Genomic DNA, 20,571 nt, shown 5'->3' on the forward strand with positions numbered 1-20,571 from the left:
ATCTCTGTGATCATCCTCGGCTGGTTCGGGTGGGGGCTGAGCGTCCTCATCAACCTGTACATGATGGTGCTGTTCGCGCGCGTCATTCTGGACTGGGTTCAGTTTTTCGCGCGCGGATGGCGCCCGAGTGGGATTCTGCTCGTTCTTGCGAATGTTCTCTACGCGCTGACCGATCCTCCGATTCGTTGGATTGGGCGCTATGTTCCGCCGCTGCGCGTCGGTGGCGGCATGGCGATTGATGTCGGTTTCATGGTCTTGTTCCTGGTCCTCATCGTTACGCAGCGTTTGGCTAATGTTCTGTACTTCATGAGCCTGTAGTACCTAAATCTCGAGATGAGAGGCCCCACAAAAATGGACCTCTTCTCGTGATGGATGTTGCTAGTGTGACAATTTCAGTTATTATTTTCGTGACGTGATAGCGGGCGGCCTTCCCGGTCGTCCAGGCGTGCGGCTCCCGCGCGTCCAATCGAAACGACCGAGAGGCGAAGAAATGGCCCTGCTCACCACCGAGGATGTCCTCAACAAGAAGTTCCAGTACGTCAAGTTCCGCGAGGGATACGACCAGGACGAGGTTGATGAGTTCCTCGACGAGGTTGTCTCCACCATCTACTCCCTGCAGATGGAGAACCAGGATCTGAAGGAGAAGCTCGAAGCTGCGGAGCGTCGCATTGCCGAGCTGTCCAACTCCGACTACACCCCGGCCGAGACCCCCGCCCCCGTTGCGGCTCCGGTCGTCGAGACCCCGGCCCCCGCCCCGGCCATCACCGGCCCTCAGGACGCCGAGTCCGCCACCTCGATGCTGGCCCTTGCCCAGCGCGTCCACGACGAGTACGTGCGCGACGGCGAAGAGCAGTCCGCGAAGATCATCGCCGAGGCCAACGCCGAGCGCGAGGCGATCATTGCCGACGCTCAGAAGCAGAAGGATTCGCTGCTCTCCCAGCTCGACCAGGAGCGCGAGCTGCTCGAGAACAAGATCAACGGTCTGCGTACCTTCGAAGCCGAGTACCGCACGAACCTGCGCAGCCACCTCGAGACCCTCCTCAACGAGGTCGGCAACGGCGAGAACTGATCGCAATCGCTTTGACCGGCGGCGGTGCACTTCGCGGTGCGCCGCCGCCGCTCGTTTAAGATAGGGAACCATGGCTGACTCCTCCCACCCGACCCACTCCCGTTCGACGTGGATCTACGCGGGCCTCGTATTTGTGGCCGCGATTGTTACCGACCAGGCGTCGAAGATGTGGGCGCGCGTTGCCCTCGACGGGCAGGAGCCGCGCCCTCTGATCGGGGAGTGGCTTTCTTTGCGGCTCGTCCACAACTCGGGCGCCGCTTTTTCCTTTGCGGCTGGGAAGACCTGGATTCTCACGATTTTCACCGTCGTTATCATTGGCGTTCTCGTCGTGCTTGCTCGGCGCGTTCATCGTGCGTCGACCCTGCTGGCAATCGTGTTGCTGACGGGCGGTGCCGTCGGCAACCTCATTGATCGACTGACTGCCGAACCTGGCTTCGGCATAGGACACGTCACCGACTTCATCGCTTACGGCACCTGGTTCGTCGGCAACGTTGCGGATATTTGGATCGTTCTCGGGGCGCCTTTGCTGGCCCTCGCGCTCTCCCGTGAGCCCTCGAAGGAGGACGCGCAGTGAGTTCGCGTATGCTTCCCGTCCCCGACGCCCTCGTGGGTGAGAGGGTCGACGCTGCTCTGGCCCGCATGCTCGGCCTGTCGCGCTCGCGCTGCGCGGAGCTGGCGGGGGAGGGACACGTCCTCATTAACGGCGTGAGCGCGGGAAAGTCCGATCGTCTCGGTGCTATGGACATTATCGAGGTGAGCATCCCCGAACCCGAGAACAAGCCGACGCCGGTCACCGATATGGCGATCCTGTACGACGACGAGGACATCGTCGTCGTCGACAAGCCGGTCGGCGTCGCCGCACACACCGGCCCCGGTTGGGAAGGCCCCACGGTTCTGGGGAACCTGGAAGCGGCTGGCTATCGCATCACCAGCTACGGCCCGCCCGAGCGTCAGGGCATCGTGCACCGCCTCGACGTGGGTACTTCGGGGGCGATGATGGTCGCCAAGTCCGAGCTCGCCTACACGGTCATGAAGCGCGCGTTCAAGGAACGCACGATTGAGAAGGTGTACCACGCCGTTGTGGCCGGGCACCTCGACCCGGCCTCGGGCACGATCGATGCGCCTATCGGTCGTCATCCTTCCCGCGAATGGCGCATGGCCGTCATCGACGGTGGTAAGCGCGCTATCACCCACTACGACACGCTCGAGCTCATGGCGGGCGCCCAGCTCACCGAGGTACACCTGGAGACGGGACGCACCCACCAGATCCGCGTCCACATGGCTGCTGTCGGGCACCCGTGCGTGGGCGATACCTTCTACGGTGCCGACCCCACCCAGGCGGAGCGCCTGGGGCTCACCCGCCAGTGGCTGCACGCCGTTCGCCTCGGATTCGCCCACCCCCGCACGGGCATGCCGATGAGCGTGTCCAGCCCGTACCCGGCTGATCTCGCGGATGCCCTTGAGGAGCTGCGCCACCCGCGCGACTGATCCCCCGATGGCGAGGCTTGCCCGCTTCCCGGCCCCGGCCTCGTCGTAGCCGTCACGCCGTGAGATGAACGACCGCTCCGCTCGGGGCGTTCACCGTGGGTGCGCGCGCCCCGGACAGTAGAATCGACGCATGGCTGATTCCTTCGTGCACCTTCACAACCACTCCGAGTATTCGATGCTCGACGGGGCGGCGAAGACGAAAGCGATGGCGGAGGAGGCCGCTCGCCTCGGGCAGCCTGCGATTGGCCTGACGGATCACGGGTATCTTTTCGGCGCCTTCGACTTCTACACGAACTGCAAGAACGCGGGCGTCAAGCCGATCATCGGCCTGGAGGCGTACGTGACGCCGGGGACGTCGCGCTTCGATCGCCAGAAGGTCCTGTGGGGCGAGCCGTGGCAGCGCTCCGACGACGTGAGCGCCGGCGGCTCCTACAACCACCTCACCCTGGTCGCGTATAACACGACCGGCATGCACAACCTCTTCCGCCTGGGGTCCTACGCCTCGACGGACGGCCAGTTCGGCAAGTGGCCCCGCGCCGACAAGGAGCTGCTCAGCCAGTTCCACGAGGGTCTCATCGTGTTCACGGGCTGCCCCTCGGGCGCCGTGCAGACGCGCCTACGCCTGGGGCAGTGGGATGAGGCCGTGGCTGAGGCCGCGGAGCTGCGCGACATTTTCGGCGCGGAGAACTTCTACGTCGAGGTCATGGACCACGGCATCGACATCGAGCGACGCACCCACCAGCAGGTCCTCGAGATCGCCAAGCTCATGAACGCGCCCCTCGTGGCGACCAACGACGCGCACTACGTCAAGCGCGAGGACCGCAAGATCCAGGACGCGCTCCTGTGCATCAACTCGGGCTCGCGCATCAACGACCCCGACCGATTCAAGTTCGACGGCGACGGCTACTACATCCGCTCCTCGGACGAGATGCGTGCGCTGTGGAGCGAGCTGCCCGGCGCCTGCGACTCGACCCTCGAGATCGCCGAGCGCTGCGACGTGCACTTCACGACCACGAAGGAGGGCGCCAACTACATGCCCGACTTCCCAGTGCCCGAGGGTGAAGACAAGACCTCGTGGTTCATCAAGGAGGTCGAGCGAGGCCTGCGCGATCGCTTCCCGAGCGGCATCCCGGACGACGTGCGCAAGCAGGCCCAGTACGAGGAAGACGTCATCATCAAGATGGGTTTCCCCGGCTACTTCCTCACGGTCGCCGACTACATCAACTGGGCGAAGTCCCAGGGCATCCGCGTGGGACCTGGCCGTGGTTCGGGCGCGGGCTCGATGGTGGCCTACGCCCTGAAGATCACCGAGCTCAACCCCCTCGAGCACGGCCTGATTTTCGAGCGATTCCTCAACCCCGAGCGAATCTCGATGCCCGACTTCGACGTCGACTTCGACGAACGCAGGCGCGACGAAGTCATCGCCTACGTCAAGCGCAAGTACGGCGAGGACCGCATCAGCCAGGTCGTCACCTACGGCACGATTAAGACCAAGCAGGCCCTGAAGGACTCCGCGCGTATCCTCGGCAAGGACTTCAAGGTCGGCGAGCAGCTCACCAAGGCGCTGCCCCCGGCGATCATGGGCAAGGACATCACGGTCCACGGCATCTTCGACGAGAAGGACAAGCGCTACGCCGAGGCCGCGGAGTTCCGTAAGTTCTACGAGGAGAACCCGGACACGCACGAGGTTGTCCAGTACGCGCTCGGCCTGGAGGGCCTGACGCGCCAGTGGGGCGTGCACGCGTGTGCGGTCATCATGAGCTCCCACACTCTCACCGACATCATCCCGGTCATGAAGCGCCCGCAGGACGGCGCGATCATCACGCAGTTCGACTACCCGACGTGCGAGACGCTGGGCCTGCTGAAGATGGACTTCCTGGGCCTGCGTAACCTGACCGTCGTGTCCGATGCCCTTGCGAACATCGCGCTCAACGGCAAGCCGGACCCGGATCTCGACCACCTGACCTTCGACGACAAGAAAACCTACGAGCTGCTGGGACGAGGCGACACCCTCGGCGTCTTCCAGCTGGATGGTGGCGGTATGCGCGACCTCCTCAAGCTCATGAAGCCCGACAACTTCGAAGACATCTCGGCCGTCGGCGCCCTGTACCGTCCCGGCCCGATGGGTGCGAACTCCCACACGAACTACGCGCTGCGTAAGAACGGGCGCCAGGAGATCACGCCCATCCACCCGGAGCTGGCGGAGCCGCTCGAGGACATTCTGGGTACGACATTCGGCCTGATCGTGTATCAGGAGCAGGTCATGCAGATCGCCCAGAAGCTGGCGGGCTACTCGCTGGGCCAGGCAGACATTCTGCGTAAGGCCATGGGTAAGAAGAAGAAGGAGGTCCTGGACCAGCAGTTCAAGGGCTTCCGCCAGGGCATGGTCGATAACGGCTACTCCGAGGAGTCGATCAAGGCGCTGTGGGACGTCGTCGTTCCCTTCTCCGCCTACGCTTTCAACAAGGCCCACTCGGCCGCATATGGCCTCGTCTCCTACTGGACGGCCTTCCTCAAGGCGAACTTCCCGACGGAGTACATGGCCGCCCTGCTGACCTCGACGAAGGACAACAAGGATCGTCGAGCCCTGTACCTGGCGGAGTGCCGTCACATGGACATCACGGTCCTGCCTCCGGACGTGAACGCGTCGATGGGTAACTTTGCGCCTGACGGCGAGGCGATCCGCTTCGGCCTGAACGCCATCCAGAACGTGGGCGGCCCGGTCGTCGATGCGATTGTGGAAACCCGCGCTGAGAAGGGGCGGTTCGCCTCGTTCCAGGACTTCCTGGACAAGGTGCCTCAGGTGGTGTGCAACAAGCGCACGATCCAGTCCCTCATCCGCGCCGGCGCTTTCGACTCGATGGGGCACACGCGCCGTGCCCTCCTCGCGCGCTGCGACGAGGCCGTGGACGCGATCATCGACGTTAAGCGCAACGAGGCGATCGGACAGTTCGACCTGTTCGGCGCTCTGGGGGAGGATGAGGACACGGGCTCGGGTCTGACGATCGACATCCCGGACCTCCCCGAGTTTGATCGCAAGACGAAGCTGGCGGCCGAGCGCGAGATGCTGGGCCTGTACGTCTCCGACCACCCGCTGCGCGGCGTGGAGGCAGCGCTGGCTCGCCACCAAGACTACGAGATCGCCCAGGTCGTCGGCTCCGACGGGGCGATGGCGGACCGCGTCGTGAAGATCGCGGGCCTTATTTCGGGCGTGACGACGAAGGTGACGAAGCAGGGTAACGCGTGGGCGATCGCGACCATCGAGGACCTGTCGGGCTCGGTGGATGTGCTCTTCTTCCCGCGCTCCTACGAGTCGATTCAGACCTACCTCGCGCAGGACATCATCGTCCAGATTGAGGGCAAGGTGAACGTGCGCGAAGAGGGTATGACCATCTACGGCCAGTCGATGACGCTCCTGGATCTGTCAGGTGGGGCGGACCTGCCCCTCGACCTGCGCCTGCCGGCCGCGCGTTGCACGCCCGAGCTTCTCACCGACCTGCGCGGTGTCCTCGAGTCCTATCCCGGCGGTTCCCCGGTGCGCCTGCACCTGACGGAGCCTGGGCGTACGACGGTCGTCGAGCTGGATCCCAAGCTGCGCGTCGAACAGACGAGCGCCTTCTTCAGCCACATCAAGGCAGTCGTCGGCGCGGGTGGGGTCGTGACCTCGTCCTAATATGATGCGAGCCGGGCCCCGATGGGACTCGGCTCGCGTCGTCGACGGGCGTGCTCAGGAGGCGGATCCGACGATAGCGGAGGCCTTTCCCCAGGGGGCGTCGACCTCGACGAGGTCGCCGGCACTCAGGTGATGGCCGCGGCGTGTCTCCACCTCGCCGTTGACAGTCACGTCGCCGGCCTGGATGAGTTCGCGGGCCTGTGCGCCGTCCTCCGCGAGGGAGGCGAGCTTGACGAATTGGCCGAGCTTGATCTCCCCGCGCACGGGGATCGTCGGTGTGCTCATGGTGAATCCTTTCGCTGGTGGAGAGCGCATCACGCGCGAGGGCGTGGATGGACAGTATCCTTGGGTAGAGACACACAGTATAAGGAGGAGCGGTGAGCGCTCACAACGACGATATCGATGCGGAGTTCCAGTCGCTGGTTGCATCGCTGGGATCGACGCCTGCCGCGGGCGATTCTCTGCCGTCCCTCGATCCGGACGACACTCCCGTTGACGAGTCCCTGCACCTGGAGGGTGGCCGCCTGTCGGTTGCCCTCGTGCTCGCCCCGATTTCCTATCCGGAGGCGCTGCACTCGCTGCTCGCGCTGACGGGTGTGCGTGAGTCGATCGTGCGTCTCAAGCCGTGGACCGCCGTGTGGCTGCGCGTCGAGACGACGCCGACCGACGAGGAGGAACTCGACGCTCTGCTGACCGGCCAGCGTCCGATGCCCGACGCGGTGGATCGCGTGGCCCGCGCCGTCTCAAACCTGTCGAAGTACGGGGCGGTCGCTCTCATGAGCTGGCTCGTCGAGGGGGACGGCGTGGAGCCGGGCGTCTCGGGTCGTATCTCCGCCCAGCGCTACGTGAGCGGCGAGCCCGAGGAGACGATTCCCGCGGGCCTGCTGCTGGGTGCAATGCCCGCGGCGACGGAGGATCTCCTGCTGGGTCGTACGACGCCCGCCGACTATAAGGATTCCGTGGCCGCCGACGGCAGCTGCCAGGGCGGTGGCCCCTTCGGTTGGCTGCGACGCAAGCAATCATGACGATCCTCGAACTGCTGCCCGCGATCGACGTGACGGATGGTCAGGCCGTGCGCCTGTCCTCCGGATCGATCGACGAGGGCTCCTGGGGGAGCCCGATTGATGTCGCTCGTTCGTTTAACGAGGCCGGGGCCCGCTGGGTGCACCTCGTGGACCTGGATCTAGCGTTCGGTCGCGGCGAAAACTCTGAGCTGCTCGCCCGGGTGATCCGTGAGGTTCCCGTGCGCGTCGAGCTGTCGGGAGGCATCACGAGCCGAGCGGCCATCGAGGCCGGGCTGGCGATGGGCCCCGAGCGCGTCAACATTGCGACGCAGGCTCTGGGTGACATCGACGCTGTGTGCGAGGCCGTTGACGCTTTCGGTGAGCGCGTCGCCGTGTGCCTGGACGTGCGCGGCGATCGCCTGGCCGCGCGTGGCGGGAGTAGCGAGGGCGGCAACGTCTGGGAAGCCCTGGGCGTCCTGAATGAGGCGGGTGTGGCCCGCCTCGTCGTCACAGACGTGACTCGTGACGGTCAGATGAATGGTTCCAATCGAGACCTGCTGGCCCGCGTCGCGGACCAGACCCCCGCACGTATCATCGCCTCGGGTGGGGTCAACTCCCTGGCCGACATCGAAGCCCTGCGTGCCCTCGGCATCGAGGGCGCGATCGTCGGAAAGGCCCTGTACCAGGGCGCATTCACTCTGGCCGATGCGCTGGACGTTGCCGGATACGAGGAACTCTCATGACTCACACGCCACCTTCTCTCACCGAGGAACAGAAGAACCGACTGGCGCAGCGCCTGTCGATGATGAGCCACGACCGTGCAGACGTGGGGCAGGGGCTTCCTCGGACCGCCCGGGCGCTCGCGCTGGGGCAGGGGAGCGACGCGGGGGCGGCCAGGCTTGAGGCGCTCGTCGATGCTCTCGTCTTTGAACGCGTGATCGTTCCCATCGACGTCGAACCAGACCCGCGCGTGACGGGCGTTCACGCCGGCGAAAACGGTCATAATCCGATCGACTTCGTGCGCGCGCAGACCCCTGCGGGGGAGGCGCTCGCGATCTACTCGTCGGCGCAGGCACTGTCCGCTCACCGCCCCGGTGACCGTCCGATGGCCCTGGACTTCCGCACGATCGGGCTGACCGCCCTCGTCGAGACGGGTGGGCGCATTGTCGTCAACCCGGGTACCGACGCGGTGCTACTGCCGCGTCCCGCCGTGGCCGCGCTCGCGCAGGGGGATGAGTGGTTGCCTGCCTGGTGCGACGAGGCTCTGCGTGAGCTCCTGCTCGCCGAGGCCTCCGCGGCGTGCCCGGCCATCGCCGACGTTGAGATCGCCTACGCGGGCGACGGACTCACGCGCGTGCTCGTGTCCGTGGATCGCACGTCTTTCGCGCAGGGGGCCGATGCCTCGTCAATGAAAGAAAGCCTGTCGGCCGCCCTGAACGCCCTGGGGTCGAACCCGCGCCTCATCGCTGCGGCCGACCGGGTCGAGATCGCGCCCGTGCTGCGCTGAATCGGCATCGAGTAGTCCCAGCACAGCGTGAGGCGTGCAATGATTGCTGATCTGGCGCTCTTGTGCTGTTTCTGGTAGAGTACATATGACCGTCTGGGCGAAAGCCCGGAACGCAAGCGGAGAAATCCCACCTGGATACCCGCCTCTCGACAGAGAGGATGCCGCCCGCAAGGGCGTTGCGCAGGGGATCGGGTACGACGGTCAACACCCGTGTGTGTTGACCCTATGGAAGCCTCCGTGCGCGTCGCGTAACGGAGGCTTTTCGTTACACGCATAAGGATTCTGTGGAAGGAGCCGCTCATCAGCGAGACTCGCATCAATGAGCGTATTCGAGTCCCCGAGGTTCGCCTCGTGGGACCCGGAGGTGAACAGGTCGGCGTCGTCCGAGTTGAGGACGCGCTGCGTCTGGCCGAAGAGGCCGGGCTCGACCTGGTTGAGGTTGCGCCGAACGCCAAGCCGCCCGTCGCAAAGCTCATGGATTACGGCAAGTACAAGTACGAAGCCGCCCAGAAGGCCCGCGATGCTCGCCGCAACCAGGCGAACACGCAGCTGAAGGAAATCCGCTTCCGACTGAAGATCGACGATCACGACTTCGGCGTCAAGAAGGGCCATGTTGAGCGCTTCCTGTCCGCCGGCGACAAGGTCAAGGTCATGATCATGTTCCGCGGTCGAGAGCAGTCTCGCCCCGAGGCTGGCGTTCGCCTCCTGCAGCGCCTCGCCGAGGAGATTGGTGACCTTGCCACCGTCGAATCGATGCCCCGTCAGGACGGGCGCAACATGACGATGGTGCTGGCCCCCACCAAGCGCAAGGCTGACGCCCTGACTGAGCAGCGCAAGCGCCGCGAGGCCGAGCGCGCTGAGCGCCGGGGCAAGCGCGCGGAGCGCGCCAGCAAGGACCAGGCCCGAGTGGCAGCCGACAAGGCTGACGAACAGGACTGACGGCGATACCCATCGCCTCACAACGAAGGAATAGAAATGCCGAAGAACAAGACTCATTCCGGTGCTAAGAAGCGCTTCCGCACGACCGGCTCGGGCAAGATCATGCGCGAGCAGGCCGGCGCCCGCCACCTGCTGGAGCACAAGTCCAGCCGTAAGACCCGCCGTCTGGCGACCGACCAGGTCCTGGAGACCGCTGACGTCAAGCGCGTCAAGCGCATGCTGGGCATCTGAGCTCGAGTAAGAGGAGAACAGTAGAAAATGGCACGTGTTAAGCGTTCTGTCAACGCCAAGAAGAAGCGTCGTACCGTACTCGAGCAGGCCTCCGGCTACCGCGGCCAGCGCTCGCGCATGTACCGCAAGGCCAAGGAGCAGGTCACTCACTCCTTCGTCTACTCCTACCGCGACCGCAAGGCTAAGAAGGGCGACTTCCGTCGTCTGTGGATCCAGCGCATCAACGCTGCCTCCCGCGCCCAGGGCCTGACCTACAACCGCCTCATCCAGGGCCTGAACCTGGCTGGCGTCGAGGTCGACCGCCGCATGCTGGCCGAGCTGGCTGTCAACGACATCAACGCGTTCAACGCCCTGGTGAAGGTCGCCAAGGACGCGCTGCCCGCCGACATCAACGCCCCCAAGGCCTGATAGGTGAGCCTTTTCGCCGAGCGCCTGACCGTTCTCGATAATCCCCGCGCCGATCGCGTGCGTAGGGTATCGGGTCTGGTCGGGCGCTCGGCGCGTTCACGCTCGGGCCTCATGCTTGTCGAGGGCCCTCAGGCAGTGCGCGAACTAGCCCTGCACCGACCGGATGCGGTGCGTGACGTGTACGTGCGCGAGGACGCATGGGACACCCACGCGGACGTTGTGGAAGCCGCCTGGCGCGCGACGCGCTGGGTGCATCGGGTGACCGCCGAGGTGTCCGTGGCCCTGTCGGGGGACTCGCAGGGCATCTGCGCGGTTGCCTCACTCGATGCGATTTCCCGTGAGATGCCCGAGCCGAGCGTTGGTGAGACGATCGTCGTGATCGCTCAGGGACGCGACCCCGGCAACGTCGGCACGATCATCCGTACGGCCGACGCATTCGGTGCGGTCGGTGTCGTGGCCGTCGCGGGCACGGTGGACGCCGCGAGCCCGAAAGTCGTGCGCTCGAGTGCCGGCTCCGTCTTCCACATTCCCGTGTGCGTGGTTCCGTCTTTCGCGGATGCACGTGCACTCATTCACGGTCGCAGCGCGGCCCTGCTGGGCACCAGCGGTGGTGCCGGTTCGCTCAGCCTGTCCGACCTCCTCGTGCAGGGAGTGTCGGCGCGCTCGCGTCTGTCCCAGTCGCACGCGTGGGTGTTCGGCAACGAGGCACGTGGCCTCTCGGGCGACGAGATGCGCCTGTGCGACGCCCTCGTGTCCATTCCCATGACGGGGGACGCGGAGTCCCTCAACGTGGCCAGCGCGGCCGCGACCTGCCTCTTTACCTCCCAGACTGTGCGATGCGTCGAGAACTGAGGCGGCTTTGCGGCGCGCAGCTGCGCCCGCGACTAGTCTGGTTCCTATGAAGTTAGCTGAGCTATCCGAGGCACAGTTGGTGTCTCATTTCCGCGAGTCTTTCCCGCGCGGCGAGCGCACGATGATCGGCATCGGCGACGACTGCGCCCAGGTTGCGGCTCCCGAAGGATCATTCATCGTGACGACGGACGTCATGGTGGAGGATCAGCATTTCCACCTGTCGTGGTCGACCGGTTACGAGGTCGGCGCGCGCGTTGCCGCTCAGAACCTCGCGGATATCGATGCGATGGGCGGACGCCCCTCGGCCCTCGTCGCCTCGGTGGTGGCTCCGCGTGACATGGACGCGGACGTTTTCCTGGACGTTGTTCGAGGCCTGGGGGACCGCGCGCGCGAGGTCGGAGCCGGTGTGGTGGGCGGAGACCTGAGTGCGGGGGAGAAGCTCGTCATTTCGATCACGGCCTTCGGCTATTGCCCGGGCCCGGTGGTACGCCGTGATGGCGCGCGCCCCGGAGATGTCGTCGCGGTCAGCGGCACCCTTGGATACTCCTACGCGGGCCTCGATCTCCTGGAGGGTGGGCACGTCGATCCGTCAGCGCGAGGGGAAGCGCAGCTGGGCGATCTGGCGCCCTTCATTGGAACGTACCGTGCGCCGAGGCCTCCGCTGGGCTCTGGCGTGGCTGCCGCGGCTGCGGGCGCTCGCGCCATGATGGACCTGTCGGATGGACCAGCGACGGACGCAGCGCGCATCGCTCAGGCCTCGGGCGTCGTCATTGAGTTTGATCGTGACGCCATCGAGGCGGAGGCATCCCACCTGGCTCCCGCAGCCCGCGTCTGCGCGGTCGATCCCGTGCGGTGGGTCCTGCAAGGGGGAGAGGAACATGGCATGATCGCCGTTTTCCCGCCGGATGCGCAGCTGCCCGATGGTTTCCGCGTTGTCGGCGCGGTGCGAGCATGCCGGGCTGAGGAAGAACCTCAGGCGATGATGGATGGGGCGGTCCTGCGCGGGGCATGGGATCATTTCGCTGCCGATTCCGTAGACTAGTGTGATGTGGGCCGCGAGGAACGCGTCCTCGCTGTTGGATGACATGAATGGCATCGGTGCCAGAGAGGAATAGTGTGAGGATGAATCGAGCGACGGAAGGCTCCCAGGCCTCGTCCCGTCCGATGTCGCGCGTGGCACGCAAGCTCGCGGAGTCGTCGGAGGAGATTCCGGCGACCGCCGGCCTGTCCCTACCCGCGCTGCAGGGCGATGCATGCGTGCCGCCGACGAAGGCGTTGCCCGTCGTTGATCCGAACGACGACGCAGTTGACTGAGACCTCGTAGCGGAGCATTGGGAAAGAGGGCGCGATGAGCGCGATGCATGTGGGCGAACCGGGGCAGCCTGTCGGAGGATGGTCCTCGGCGCCGCCTCCTGTCGTCTCTCAGAAACAGCGCAAGGCTGATACCAAGGTGCGAGTCATCCTCGTGGTTATCTGCGGCCTATTCGTGTTCGGCGTGTTCTATCTGATGGATGTGCCGCGTACAAATCCCGAAGACACCGTGCGGCAGTACTTGACCTACCTCGCCGATGGGGACGCGGAATCAGCGCTTGGGATGCTCACGAGGCCGATGACAGATCGCGAGAAGCGTTTCCTGACGAATGATGTCTTGTCGGCCTCGGACTCTCGTATCGCCATTGAATCGGTCGAAAGCCTGACCAGTAAATGGAGCGTGGTCTCCCGCGCGACGGTGCGGGCGACGATGAGCGTGAACGGCGAGCGTTTCACTCACGATTTCACCGTCTATCACCATAAGCCGACGAAGGACCGTCCGGAGGAGTGGTACTTGTTCGACGATCTGTTGGTGCACGTGGCCGTGACGGGTGATGGAGTCCCCGGATTTAGCGTGACCGGTGATTCCGCGGGCGTCGAGCCGCTGTCGACAGGTTGGCAGGAGTACTATTTCTTCCCCGGTGTCTACACCCTGACGCCCGAAGGTCGAAGTGATGGAGGCAGTGTCGACCCCCAGACGGTCGTCGCCATTGATGGGACAGGTACCTCCGCCACCGAAAACACGACGGTGCGCTTCAACTAACTGACTGTCGGAGGCCATCGAGGTCGTCTCCGCTTTGGAAGGACACACAGCCCGCAGCGTTTCTTTGTGCGAGAGACAGTGATGGCGTACGCTACCCCTACGAAGTAGTTACCGAGGATGTAGGGGCTTCTCAATGTGGAGGAAGAAGGCGGTACCGCAGTTCGGCGTTCCCGGAGCTGTGCCCAACAGTGGATCCAACCTTGGGTCCGCCGGAATGTTGTTTGCAGCGTATCGGGGAATGGAGCCCAAGCGCCGCAAGAAGGCGAACACATTTGTCGGAATCGTTGCTCTCTTCGCCCTCAGCTTCGCTCTCATGCCGGTTGTGTGGGTAATCGAGCGCGTCGAAGGAACCCCCGACGGTGAGGTGCGTCGGTATCTCAGCTTCTTGGCCGAGGGGGATGCAGCGGGCGCGCTGGCGATGGTCGACCCGGGCATCCCGAACGAACAGCGTCTGTTTTTGACGAACGAGGTACTAACGGCCGCCTCATCTCGGATTGTCGTCGAATCGGTCAGTGAGCCGACCTATGGCGATGGAGGCATCGACACGAAGGAAGTGACGGCAACGCTGCGCCTCAATGGCGACCGTTTTACTCATACCTTCTCGCTGGAGCGACGGCACAAGGAAAAAGGTGACTCGTCTGTCTGGAAGATACGTGATGGCTTGTTTGTCAAGGTTCCCGTCTCTGGTCTGCGCGTTCCTTCCTTTAGCGTCGGTGGCGTGTCAGCAAACGCCGGTTCTTCCGACTCTTCTCCGGTCGAATATCTGTTCTTTCCGGGCGTCTACACCTTCCAGCCGGAAGGCCTTGGACCGTATGTGAATGCTCAAGCAACTCAGGTGGTTGTGGAGAACGGATCACATGCCTCGTCTTATGAGACGACATCCGTGTCTTTCAACGGGCAACTGGCGAGTTCTTTGCGGGGCGATGTCCTTCGCGTTGCGCACAAGAACCTACAGGACTGCGCGACACTCGGGACAAACATGCGTCCCTCCTGCCCAGTTGAGCTGCGGTCCTCAGCGGTGACGGGGATTGAGCTGCTGAGCTCACCGCAGACGCTGACTAGCGCCAGTGATGATGGAACATACGAGCTTGAAGACGCCGTCTTCCGTTATCAGGACGGCTCGGTGCACGACCTGACGGTCCGCGTACAGGCAACGGTCATCATGAATGCGGACGGTATTCCGGAGGTTGATATCGACGGGAAACCGAACATCACCGTGACGATGCAGAAGCGCTGAATCCGCCGCGAAACCTCCTTGTGCAGGCGGGGGAACCTTGGTGGGGCGTCGCTTTCTCATGGTGGGATGACACGCGTGCGTTTTCCATGCGTTCGTGCATCAATTATTCAGTTGATGAAATAAATACCGTATGAGAAAATTTAGCGGCTCCGATGCGCCATTGGGCGAGTATTCGACCGTGTCGGGGGCATTCCATCTGTGCGGAAGAGAGTGGGGGACGAGCAATGTCTCAGCGGCAGTACGACTCGAATCAAGGCGCGGTGCCCTCGCCCCCGGACCCTTCGGGGATTCCGACGCCTCCTTCTACTCCTAGCAACCCCCAGTACGCGGCCGACCCTGCGGCCGATGTTCCTCAGACCGGGGTGACGGTCACGCCGATGTCGGACACGGGCCACCGTCGTATCAAGCGCATCGTCGTGGGCGCTGTGGCCCTCGTTGCTGTCGTCATCGTCGGAACCATTGCCCTCACTGTTGCGAACTGGACGAGTACGCCCGAGGCGAAGGTGCGCCAGTATCTTGATCTGCTCGCGGACGGTAAGGCCAGCGCTGCGACGGCGATGGTTGATCCGGGGCTGCCCGACGACCAGCGTGGTTTCCTCTCCGACAAGGTTATGGCCTCGGCGAGTGCCCGCATCGAGGTGGAGGACGTGACTGTTGACGACGAGGAGAACTCCAAGGAGCGCGTGGTGGAGGCGACGATACGCCTCGGCGGCGAACGCTTCACCCATTGGTTCCGCGTCAGTGAGGAGAAGAAGACCTTTGGTCTGGTGACCAACTGGAAGATTGAGAACGCGATGATTGAGCGGGTGTTTGTGGAGCCAAGAAAGGTCACGCATTTCTCGATCGGTGGTGAAAAGATGTCGGTCGCGACGCTGACGGAATCCTCCAGTGCATACATCGTGCTTTACCCGGGCGTCTACACAGTCACCCCGGAGGAGACGGGCGAGTATATCGACGCTGAGCCCCAGACGGTGTTGGTTAGAGGTAACGAGGACTTTGACAGCACGCGCACCGGCCCACGGGTGTACCTGGAGGGCGTCTATAACGACAAGGTGGCTGCCGCCGCGCTCGAGGCTATGGGTCCGCTGATCAACTCGTGTGCGACCGTCTCTGGCCGCACTGACACCGCCTGCCCGGGTGCGATTAGTTCTCGGCCACTGTCCTTCCTGGAGCTCAAGACGATGCCCACGACCGTGAGTGTGGCGGATGGGGGTGTGTACGTCGCCGAGCCGACGTACACGATCCAGGGCACCTTGAGCGGGTCGAAGCGGCATGACATGACGTTTCGCGTGACCGCGAAGCTGAAGACCGATAAGGACGGAATCCCCGAGTTGGACGCGTCGGGCAAGCCCCAGTTCGATGTTCGATTCGGATAGTAAGGCCTCGAATGAGACTATCGACGCACCGGGTATGCGGACTCGACGAAAGAAGTTCGCATACCCGGTGGCGCGTAGGCGGTTGCACGCTATGATGGGTTTTTGGTAACTCTGTCACAATGAACATGGAGCAGCCCGCATGAGCAACGATGCTAAGGCAACGAGCACCCGTCGGCCCGGCCGTCCGAAGGCCGGTAGCGAGGATAAGAAGGCGCGCATCCTGTCGGAGGCACTGACCCTTTTCTCAACGCAGGGCTACGTGGCAACCTCGCTTGCAGACATCGCGCGCGCCTCCGATATTTCGAAGGCGGGGCTCCTGCATCACTACTCCTCGAAGGACCAGCTGCTCGCCGCAGTCCTGGATGAGCGTGATCGCCGCATAGTCAGCCGACTCCCGCGCCCCGAGGAGGGGGCCGAGGCCGCGCTGGACGCCTGGGTGGATATGGTGGCGCACAACCAGCGTCACCCCGACGGCGTGGCTCTCTACACGGCGATGTCGGCCGCCGTCATCGATTCGAAGCATCAGGCGCACCCCTGGTTCCGCGAGCACCTCATCGGTGCGATTTCCTACCTCGTTGAGGCTTTCGAGCACGGCAAGACCACGGGCGAGGTGCGTGAGGACGCTCCGAGTGAGCAGATCGCGCGCCGCCTCGTTGCGATATCGGACGGGCTTCAGGTCCAGTGGCTCTGCTCGCGCGCGGACGGTGGTCGTACGCTCAATATGCACGAGGTCATGGCTGGCGTCGCCGTTGACATGAAAGAGCGGTGGCTCATTCGCCCCGAGTGAGGCGGGGCGTCGCCGCGTAGGGCGACGGGCCTTATGTGAGAAGCAACACTCATGATCTGGCGTTGTGAGTGTTTCGCGGGATTTGGGGCTTAGGTCCCTTGATAGATCGTGTCGGCGTTCCGTGATGCCCGCCCAGGTAAGCCTGACGCGCGTTACGATGGACAAACCAGCATCCTTCACAACGTCGGGAGTTGTGCTGAGCGTGTCCAGCGTTGACGCTCCACGCGAGGCCGATAAACCGTCGCACATCCACGCCTGGAGGTCTACGCATGGCGAACACCGCTGTTCCCACCCCGTCCCACCACGATTCCAACGCTCGACGCTGCCCCGATGACCTGTGGGCGCTGGGGGAGCGCGCAATTCTACGCGCGCGCCGGTGGGCCGACGAGTCAGCCCATGAGCCCACGCCGCGCTCGGCCAAGCTCCTGTCCCGTATCCTCGCCGATCCGGATGGTCTGACCTTCACCACTCGATTCGTCGACGACGTCGTGCGTCCCGCGGACCTGGACGTCGCCAGCGCGGCCATGAAGCGCCTGTCGGCCGGCCGCAAGAACTTCCTGCCCCCGGCTCTGGCTGCGGCGATGGGCCTCGGCTCGACTGCTTCGCTCCTCGCTCCTCGTACTGTGACAGCCACTGCGCGCCGAGTGTTCCGCGAGATCGTCGGCGACCTCGTTGTTGACGCGACCGACAAGGGCCTCGGCCCCGCGCTCGCGCGCCTGCGCAAGGGCGGTCACCGCCTGAACGTCAACCTCCTCGGTGAGGCTGTGCTTGGCGAAAAGGAAGCGGCCCATCGCCTGGCTGAGGTCTCGCGCCTCGTGACCCGTGAAGATGTCGACTACGTGTCCATCAAGGTCTCCGCGGTGACCGGCCCCCACAACCCGTGGGGCTTCGAGGAGGTCGTCGATCACGGCGTGAGTGCCCTCCTGCCGCTCTACCGCCTCGCTCGCGACAACGGGACCTTCCTGAACCTCGACATGGAGGATTACAAGGACCTCGACCTGACGATCGCGGTGTTCACGGCCATCCTCGATCAGCCGGATATGCGCAGCTACGAGGCCGGTATTGTCCTACAGGCTTACCTGCCTGATTCGCTCGGTGCCCTCCAGCGTCTCCAGGAGTGGGCACGGGCACGCGTGGACGCGGGGGGTTCGCGTATTAAGGTCCGCATCGTCAAGGGCGCGAACCTGTCCATGGAGAGGGTGGACGCCGAGATTCACGGCTGGGAGCTGACGACGTGGCCGTCCAAGCAGGCTACCGACACCAACTACAAGCGGATGCTGAGCTGGGCGATGACGCCCGAGCGTACCCGTGCGATCCGACTGGGTGTGGCCGGACAGAACGTCTTTGATATTGCCTTCGCCTATGAGCTGCGCGCCGCGCGCGGCGTCGAAGACAGCGTTGAATTCGAGATGCTCTCCGGCATGGCTACTGGCATTCAAGAGGTTGTGCGCCGTGACGTTGGTTCCCTCCTTCTCTACGTCCCGGTCGTTAATCCTCGTGAGTTCGACGTCGCCATTTCCTACCTGGTGCGCCGCCTCGAGGAGAACGCCGCACCCGAGAACTTCATGTCCGGGGTCTTCGACATCGCCACGAACGAGGATGTCTTCGCCCGTGAGCGCGACCGCTTCCTCGCCGCGCTGTCCGACGTTGATCCGGACGCGCCGCTGCCCGTTCCCAACCGTGTCCAGGACCGTCTGGCCGAGCGCGAGGCAGGGGTGGGCCCCGAGCGGGGGAGCCTTGCCGAGCGCGCGCGTCGTCCATTTAGCTCCGAAGCGGACTCCGATCCCGCTCTGGCTGCTAACCGCCAGTGGGCGCGCGACATCGCTGCGGCCATCCCCACCTCGACGCGGGGTGTCGAGGCCGTGCGCGCTGGCGAGCAGGCGCTGTCCTCGAGCGAGGCGATCGATGGTCTCATCAAGGCCAGCGCCAAGGCGGCACGTGACTGGCAGGCCCTGACCCCCGAGGAGCGCGCAGCCGCGCTGCATCGCGTCGGCGATGTTCTTGCCGCGCGCCGGGGCGAGCTCATCGAGGTTGCCGGATCCGAGGCCGGCAAGACTATCGATCAGGCCGATCCTGAGGTGAGCGAAGCGATCGACTTCTGCCATCACTACGCGAATGCGTCGTTGCAGCTCGCCGATGAGGCGTACATGTCGGGGGCGCGTTTTGTGCCCGTGGACGTCACTGTCGTCGCCTCGCCCTGGAATTTCCCCGTGGCCATTCCGGTGGGCGGCGTCGCAGCTGCTCTGGCGGCGGGCAGCTCCGTCATTCTCAAGCCGGCCCCGCCGGCCAAGCGCTGCGCCGCGGAGCTTGTTGCGGCCTTCCACGAGGCCGGGCTTCCCCGCGAGCTTGTGGCCCTCGCCCCGCTCGACGACGGGGACGTCTCGCGCCATCTGGTCACGCATGAGGGTGTCGACCGCGTCATCTTGACCGGCTCGTATGACACGGCGCGTCTGTTCCGCTCCTGGAAGACCGACATGCACCTGCTGGGTGAGACGAGTGGCAAGAACGCCATCATCGTTACCCCCTCGGCTGACCCCGATCTAGCGGTGCGCGACATCGTCCACTCGGCTTTCGCGCACGCGGGACAGAAGTGCTCGGCGTCCTCACTGCTGATCCTCGTTGGCTCGGCGGGACGCTCCTCGCGTATTGCGCGCCAGCTTGTGGATGCGGCAGCCTCGCTGCGGGTCGGCCTGCCGTCATCTCTGGACTCTCAGGTCGGTCCCGTCGTCGTGCCCGACGATGAGAAGGCGGTGCGAGGCCTGACGACTCTGGGGGAGGGTGAGCACTGGGTGCTCAAGCCCCGCTACCTGGGTGATGGGCTGTGGACCCCTGGTATCCGTGCGGGCGTCGTGCCCGGCAGCGAATTCCACCTGACCGAGTACTTCGCACCCGTCCTCGGCGTGATGCGCGTGGACACCCTCGAGGATGCAATCGACGCCGTCAACGAGGTCGACTACGGACTGACGTCGGGCCTCCACACCCTCGATAGTGCCGAGCTGGCCACGTGGCTGGAGGGCATCGAGGCCGGTAACCTCTACGTCAACCGCGGCATCACCGGCGCTATCGTGCGCCGCCAGCCCTTTGGTGGGTGGAAGCGCTCGGCCATCGGATCGACCACGAAGGCCGGCGGCCCGTCGTACCTGTTGGGTCTGGGCGACATCGAGTCGGACCGCGGTGCCACCGCTGCGGTGGAAGCCACGAACGCTGAGACTCTTGCCCCGAGTGTGCTCGCCCTGAGCGGAGCTGTCGCGCCACATCTGAGCGAGGAAGAAGCGGCCGAGCTGACCCGTGCCGTTCGCGCAGACGCGGCCGCCTGGGCCTGTGATTACGGGGCGAATCGCGACGTGACCGGCATGGCGTGTGAGCGTAACATCCTGCGCTACCGTCCCACGCCGGTTCTGCTGCGAGCGGGCAGCGGAACGCCGCTGGTAGATACTGTTCGTGTCCTGGCAGCCGGCCTCCTCGCCGGTGGCCCCATCGGATTGTCGGTCGCCGACACACTGCCCCAGCCCGTGCTGGAGCTGCTGGAGTCCATGGACATTGAGGTGACTGTCGAGGATGCGAGCTCGTGGGAGTCGCGCCTGTCGATGGTGGCGAACTCGGGTGGCCTGGGGATGCGCGTGCGCGTCCTTGGCCCGCGTGATGAGACATCGGCACAGCGCTGGGCGCATGCAAGCCGTGCGAGCTCGGGAAGCCCCGACGTCGCGCTGTACACGGGTGACGTGACGTCGTGCCCGCATGCGGAGCTGCTGCCCTTCCTGCGCGAGCAGGCGGTCTCGATCACGAACCACCGTTTCGGAACCCCGCTCGACTTGGCACAAGAGCTTCTGTAACCCTCGGTTCCGTTGCCCGGCGCAACACTCAACGGTGAATGCCCGTGACGAGGAGTCACGGGCATTCACCATACCTGCGATGGCACCTTGGTT

At 64.6% G+C, this 20,571-nt stretch carries 20 protein-coding genes; 19 read left to right on the forward strand and 1 reads right to left on the reverse strand.

The features are described from left to right. Positions 1-6: 6 nt before the first annotated feature. From CYJ22_RS05370 to dnaE, 5 genes are all read left to right on the forward strand, one after another. A complete protein-coding gene (locus CYJ22_RS05370; RefSeq protein WP_007587858.1) occupies positions 7-318 on the forward strand; it encodes a YggT family protein in 312 nt (103 codons plus the stop codon). A 172-nt stretch (positions 319-490) separates the two neighbouring features. Further along, complete coding sequence (locus CYJ22_RS05375; protein WP_007587709.1) at positions 491-1,069, forward strand: DivIVA domain-containing protein; 579 nt, start codon at positions 491-493, stop codon at positions 1,067-1,069. Between the two features lie 70 nt (positions 1,070-1,139). Beyond that, positions 1,140-1,643, forward strand: a complete 504-nt coding sequence (lspA, locus tag CYJ22_RS05380) for a signal peptidase II (protein WP_101601644.1) — start codon at positions 1,140-1,142, stop codon at positions 1,641-1,643. A gap of 8 nt (positions 1,644-1,651) precedes the next feature. Next, positions 1,652-2,557, forward strand: coding sequence for an RluA family pseudouridine synthase (locus tag CYJ22_RS05385; protein ID WP_101601749.1), 906 nt, complete (start codon positions 1,652-1,654; stop codon positions 2,555-2,557). Positions 2,558-2,687: 130 nt separating this feature from the next. Further along, complete coding sequence (gene dnaE, locus CYJ22_RS05390) at positions 2,688-6,230, forward strand: DNA polymerase III subunit alpha (RefSeq protein WP_101601646.1); 3,543 nt, start codon at positions 2,688-2,690, stop codon at positions 6,228-6,230. Between the two features lie 54 nt (positions 6,231-6,284). Here dnaE and CYJ22_RS05395 read toward each other — a convergent pair whose 3' ends face one another. After that, complete coding sequence (locus CYJ22_RS05395) at positions 6,285-6,515, reverse strand: RNA-binding S4 domain-containing protein (RefSeq protein ID WP_060567462.1); 231 nt, start codon at positions 6,513-6,515, stop codon at positions 6,285-6,287. A gap of 92 nt (positions 6,516-6,607) precedes the next feature. Here CYJ22_RS05395 and CYJ22_RS05400 point away from each other — a divergent pair, with 92 nt between their 5' ends. The 14 genes from CYJ22_RS05400 (at position 6,608) to CYJ22_RS05465 (ending at position 20,478) form a co-directional block, all read left to right on the forward strand. Beyond that, positions 6,608-7,255, forward strand: coding sequence for a hypothetical protein (locus tag CYJ22_RS05400; RefSeq protein ID WP_007587778.1), 648 nt, complete (start codon positions 6,608-6,610; stop codon positions 7,253-7,255). Continuing rightward, positions 7,252-7,977: a HisA/HisF-related TIM barrel protein gene (locus CYJ22_RS05405; protein WP_101601649.1), complete on the forward strand. Its 726-nt coding sequence runs from the start codon at positions 7,252-7,254 to the stop codon at positions 7,975-7,977. The genes CYJ22_RS05400 and CYJ22_RS05405 overlap by 4 nt, the downstream gene beginning before the upstream one ends. Next, positions 7,974-8,741 carry an SseB family protein gene (locus CYJ22_RS05410; RefSeq protein WP_101601651.1) on the forward strand — a complete coding sequence of 256 codons (768 nt, stop codon included), beginning with the start codon at positions 7,974-7,976 and terminating at the stop codon, positions 8,739-8,741. Before CYJ22_RS05405 ends, CYJ22_RS05410 begins: the two co-directional genes overlap by 4 nt. A 315-nt stretch (positions 8,742-9,056) precedes the next feature. After that, entirely contained in the window at positions 9,057-9,680 is a 624-nt protein-coding gene (infC, locus tag CYJ22_RS05415) for a translation initiation factor IF-3 (protein WP_269501468.1), read from the forward strand. A gap of 36 nt (positions 9,681-9,716) precedes the next feature. Continuing rightward, entirely contained in the window at positions 9,717-9,911 is a 195-nt protein-coding gene (rpmI, locus tag CYJ22_RS05420) for a 50S ribosomal protein L35 (RefSeq protein WP_003792667.1), read from the forward strand. Between the two features lie 27 nt (positions 9,912-9,938). Further along, positions 9,939-10,319, forward strand: coding sequence for a 50S ribosomal protein L20 (rplT, locus tag CYJ22_RS05425; RefSeq protein WP_007587751.1), 381 nt, complete (start codon positions 9,939-9,941; stop codon positions 10,317-10,319). Between the two features lie 3 nt (positions 10,320-10,322). Next, positions 10,323-11,171 carry a TrmH family RNA methyltransferase gene (locus CYJ22_RS05430; protein WP_101601653.1) on the forward strand — a complete coding sequence of 283 codons (849 nt, stop codon included), beginning with the start codon at positions 10,323-10,325 and terminating at the stop codon, positions 11,169-11,171. A gap of 46 nt (positions 11,172-11,217) precedes the next feature. Continuing rightward, the gene (thiL, locus tag CYJ22_RS05435) at positions 11,218-12,213 is read left to right on the forward strand and encodes a thiamine-phosphate kinase (RefSeq protein ID WP_101601656.1); all 996 of its coding nucleotides are present in this window, start codon (positions 11,218-11,220) and stop codon (positions 12,211-12,213) included. 80 nt (positions 12,214-12,293) lie between these two features. Further along, positions 12,294-12,485, forward strand: coding sequence for a hypothetical protein (locus tag CYJ22_RS05440; protein WP_007587810.1), 192 nt, complete (start codon positions 12,294-12,296; stop codon positions 12,483-12,485). 34 nt (positions 12,486-12,519) lie between these two features. Then, on the forward strand, positions 12,520-13,245 hold the full coding sequence (locus tag CYJ22_RS05445) for a hypothetical protein (RefSeq protein WP_243390461.1): 726 nt from the start codon (positions 12,520-12,522) through the stop codon (positions 13,243-13,245). A 238-nt stretch (positions 13,246-13,483) separates the two neighbouring features. After that, positions 13,484-14,482 (forward strand): hypothetical protein, encoded by a 999-nt coding sequence (locus CYJ22_RS05450; protein ID WP_101601754.1) that lies wholly within the window; start codon positions 13,484-13,486, stop codon positions 14,480-14,482. A gap of 224 nt (positions 14,483-14,706) precedes the next feature. Then, complete coding sequence (locus CYJ22_RS05455) at positions 14,707-15,858, forward strand: hypothetical protein (protein ID WP_231283982.1); 1,152 nt, start codon at positions 14,707-14,709, stop codon at positions 15,856-15,858. Positions 15,859-15,997: 139 nt separating this feature from the next. Continuing rightward, complete coding sequence (locus CYJ22_RS05460) at positions 15,998-16,645, forward strand: TetR/AcrR family transcriptional regulator (RefSeq protein ID WP_007587779.1); 648 nt, start codon at positions 15,998-16,000, stop codon at positions 16,643-16,645. 269 nt (positions 16,646-16,914) lie between these two features. Continuing rightward, positions 16,915-20,478 (forward strand): proline dehydrogenase family protein, encoded by a 3,564-nt coding sequence (locus CYJ22_RS05465; protein WP_101601658.1) that lies wholly within the window; start codon positions 16,915-16,917, stop codon positions 20,476-20,478. The last annotated feature ends 93 nt before the right edge of the window (positions 20,479-20,571 follow it).

It is taken from the genome of Schaalia odontolytica (assembly GCF_002847525.1).
GTDB lineage: Bacteria > Actinomycetota > Actinomycetes > Actinomycetales > Actinomycetaceae > Pauljensenia > Pauljensenia odontolytica_B.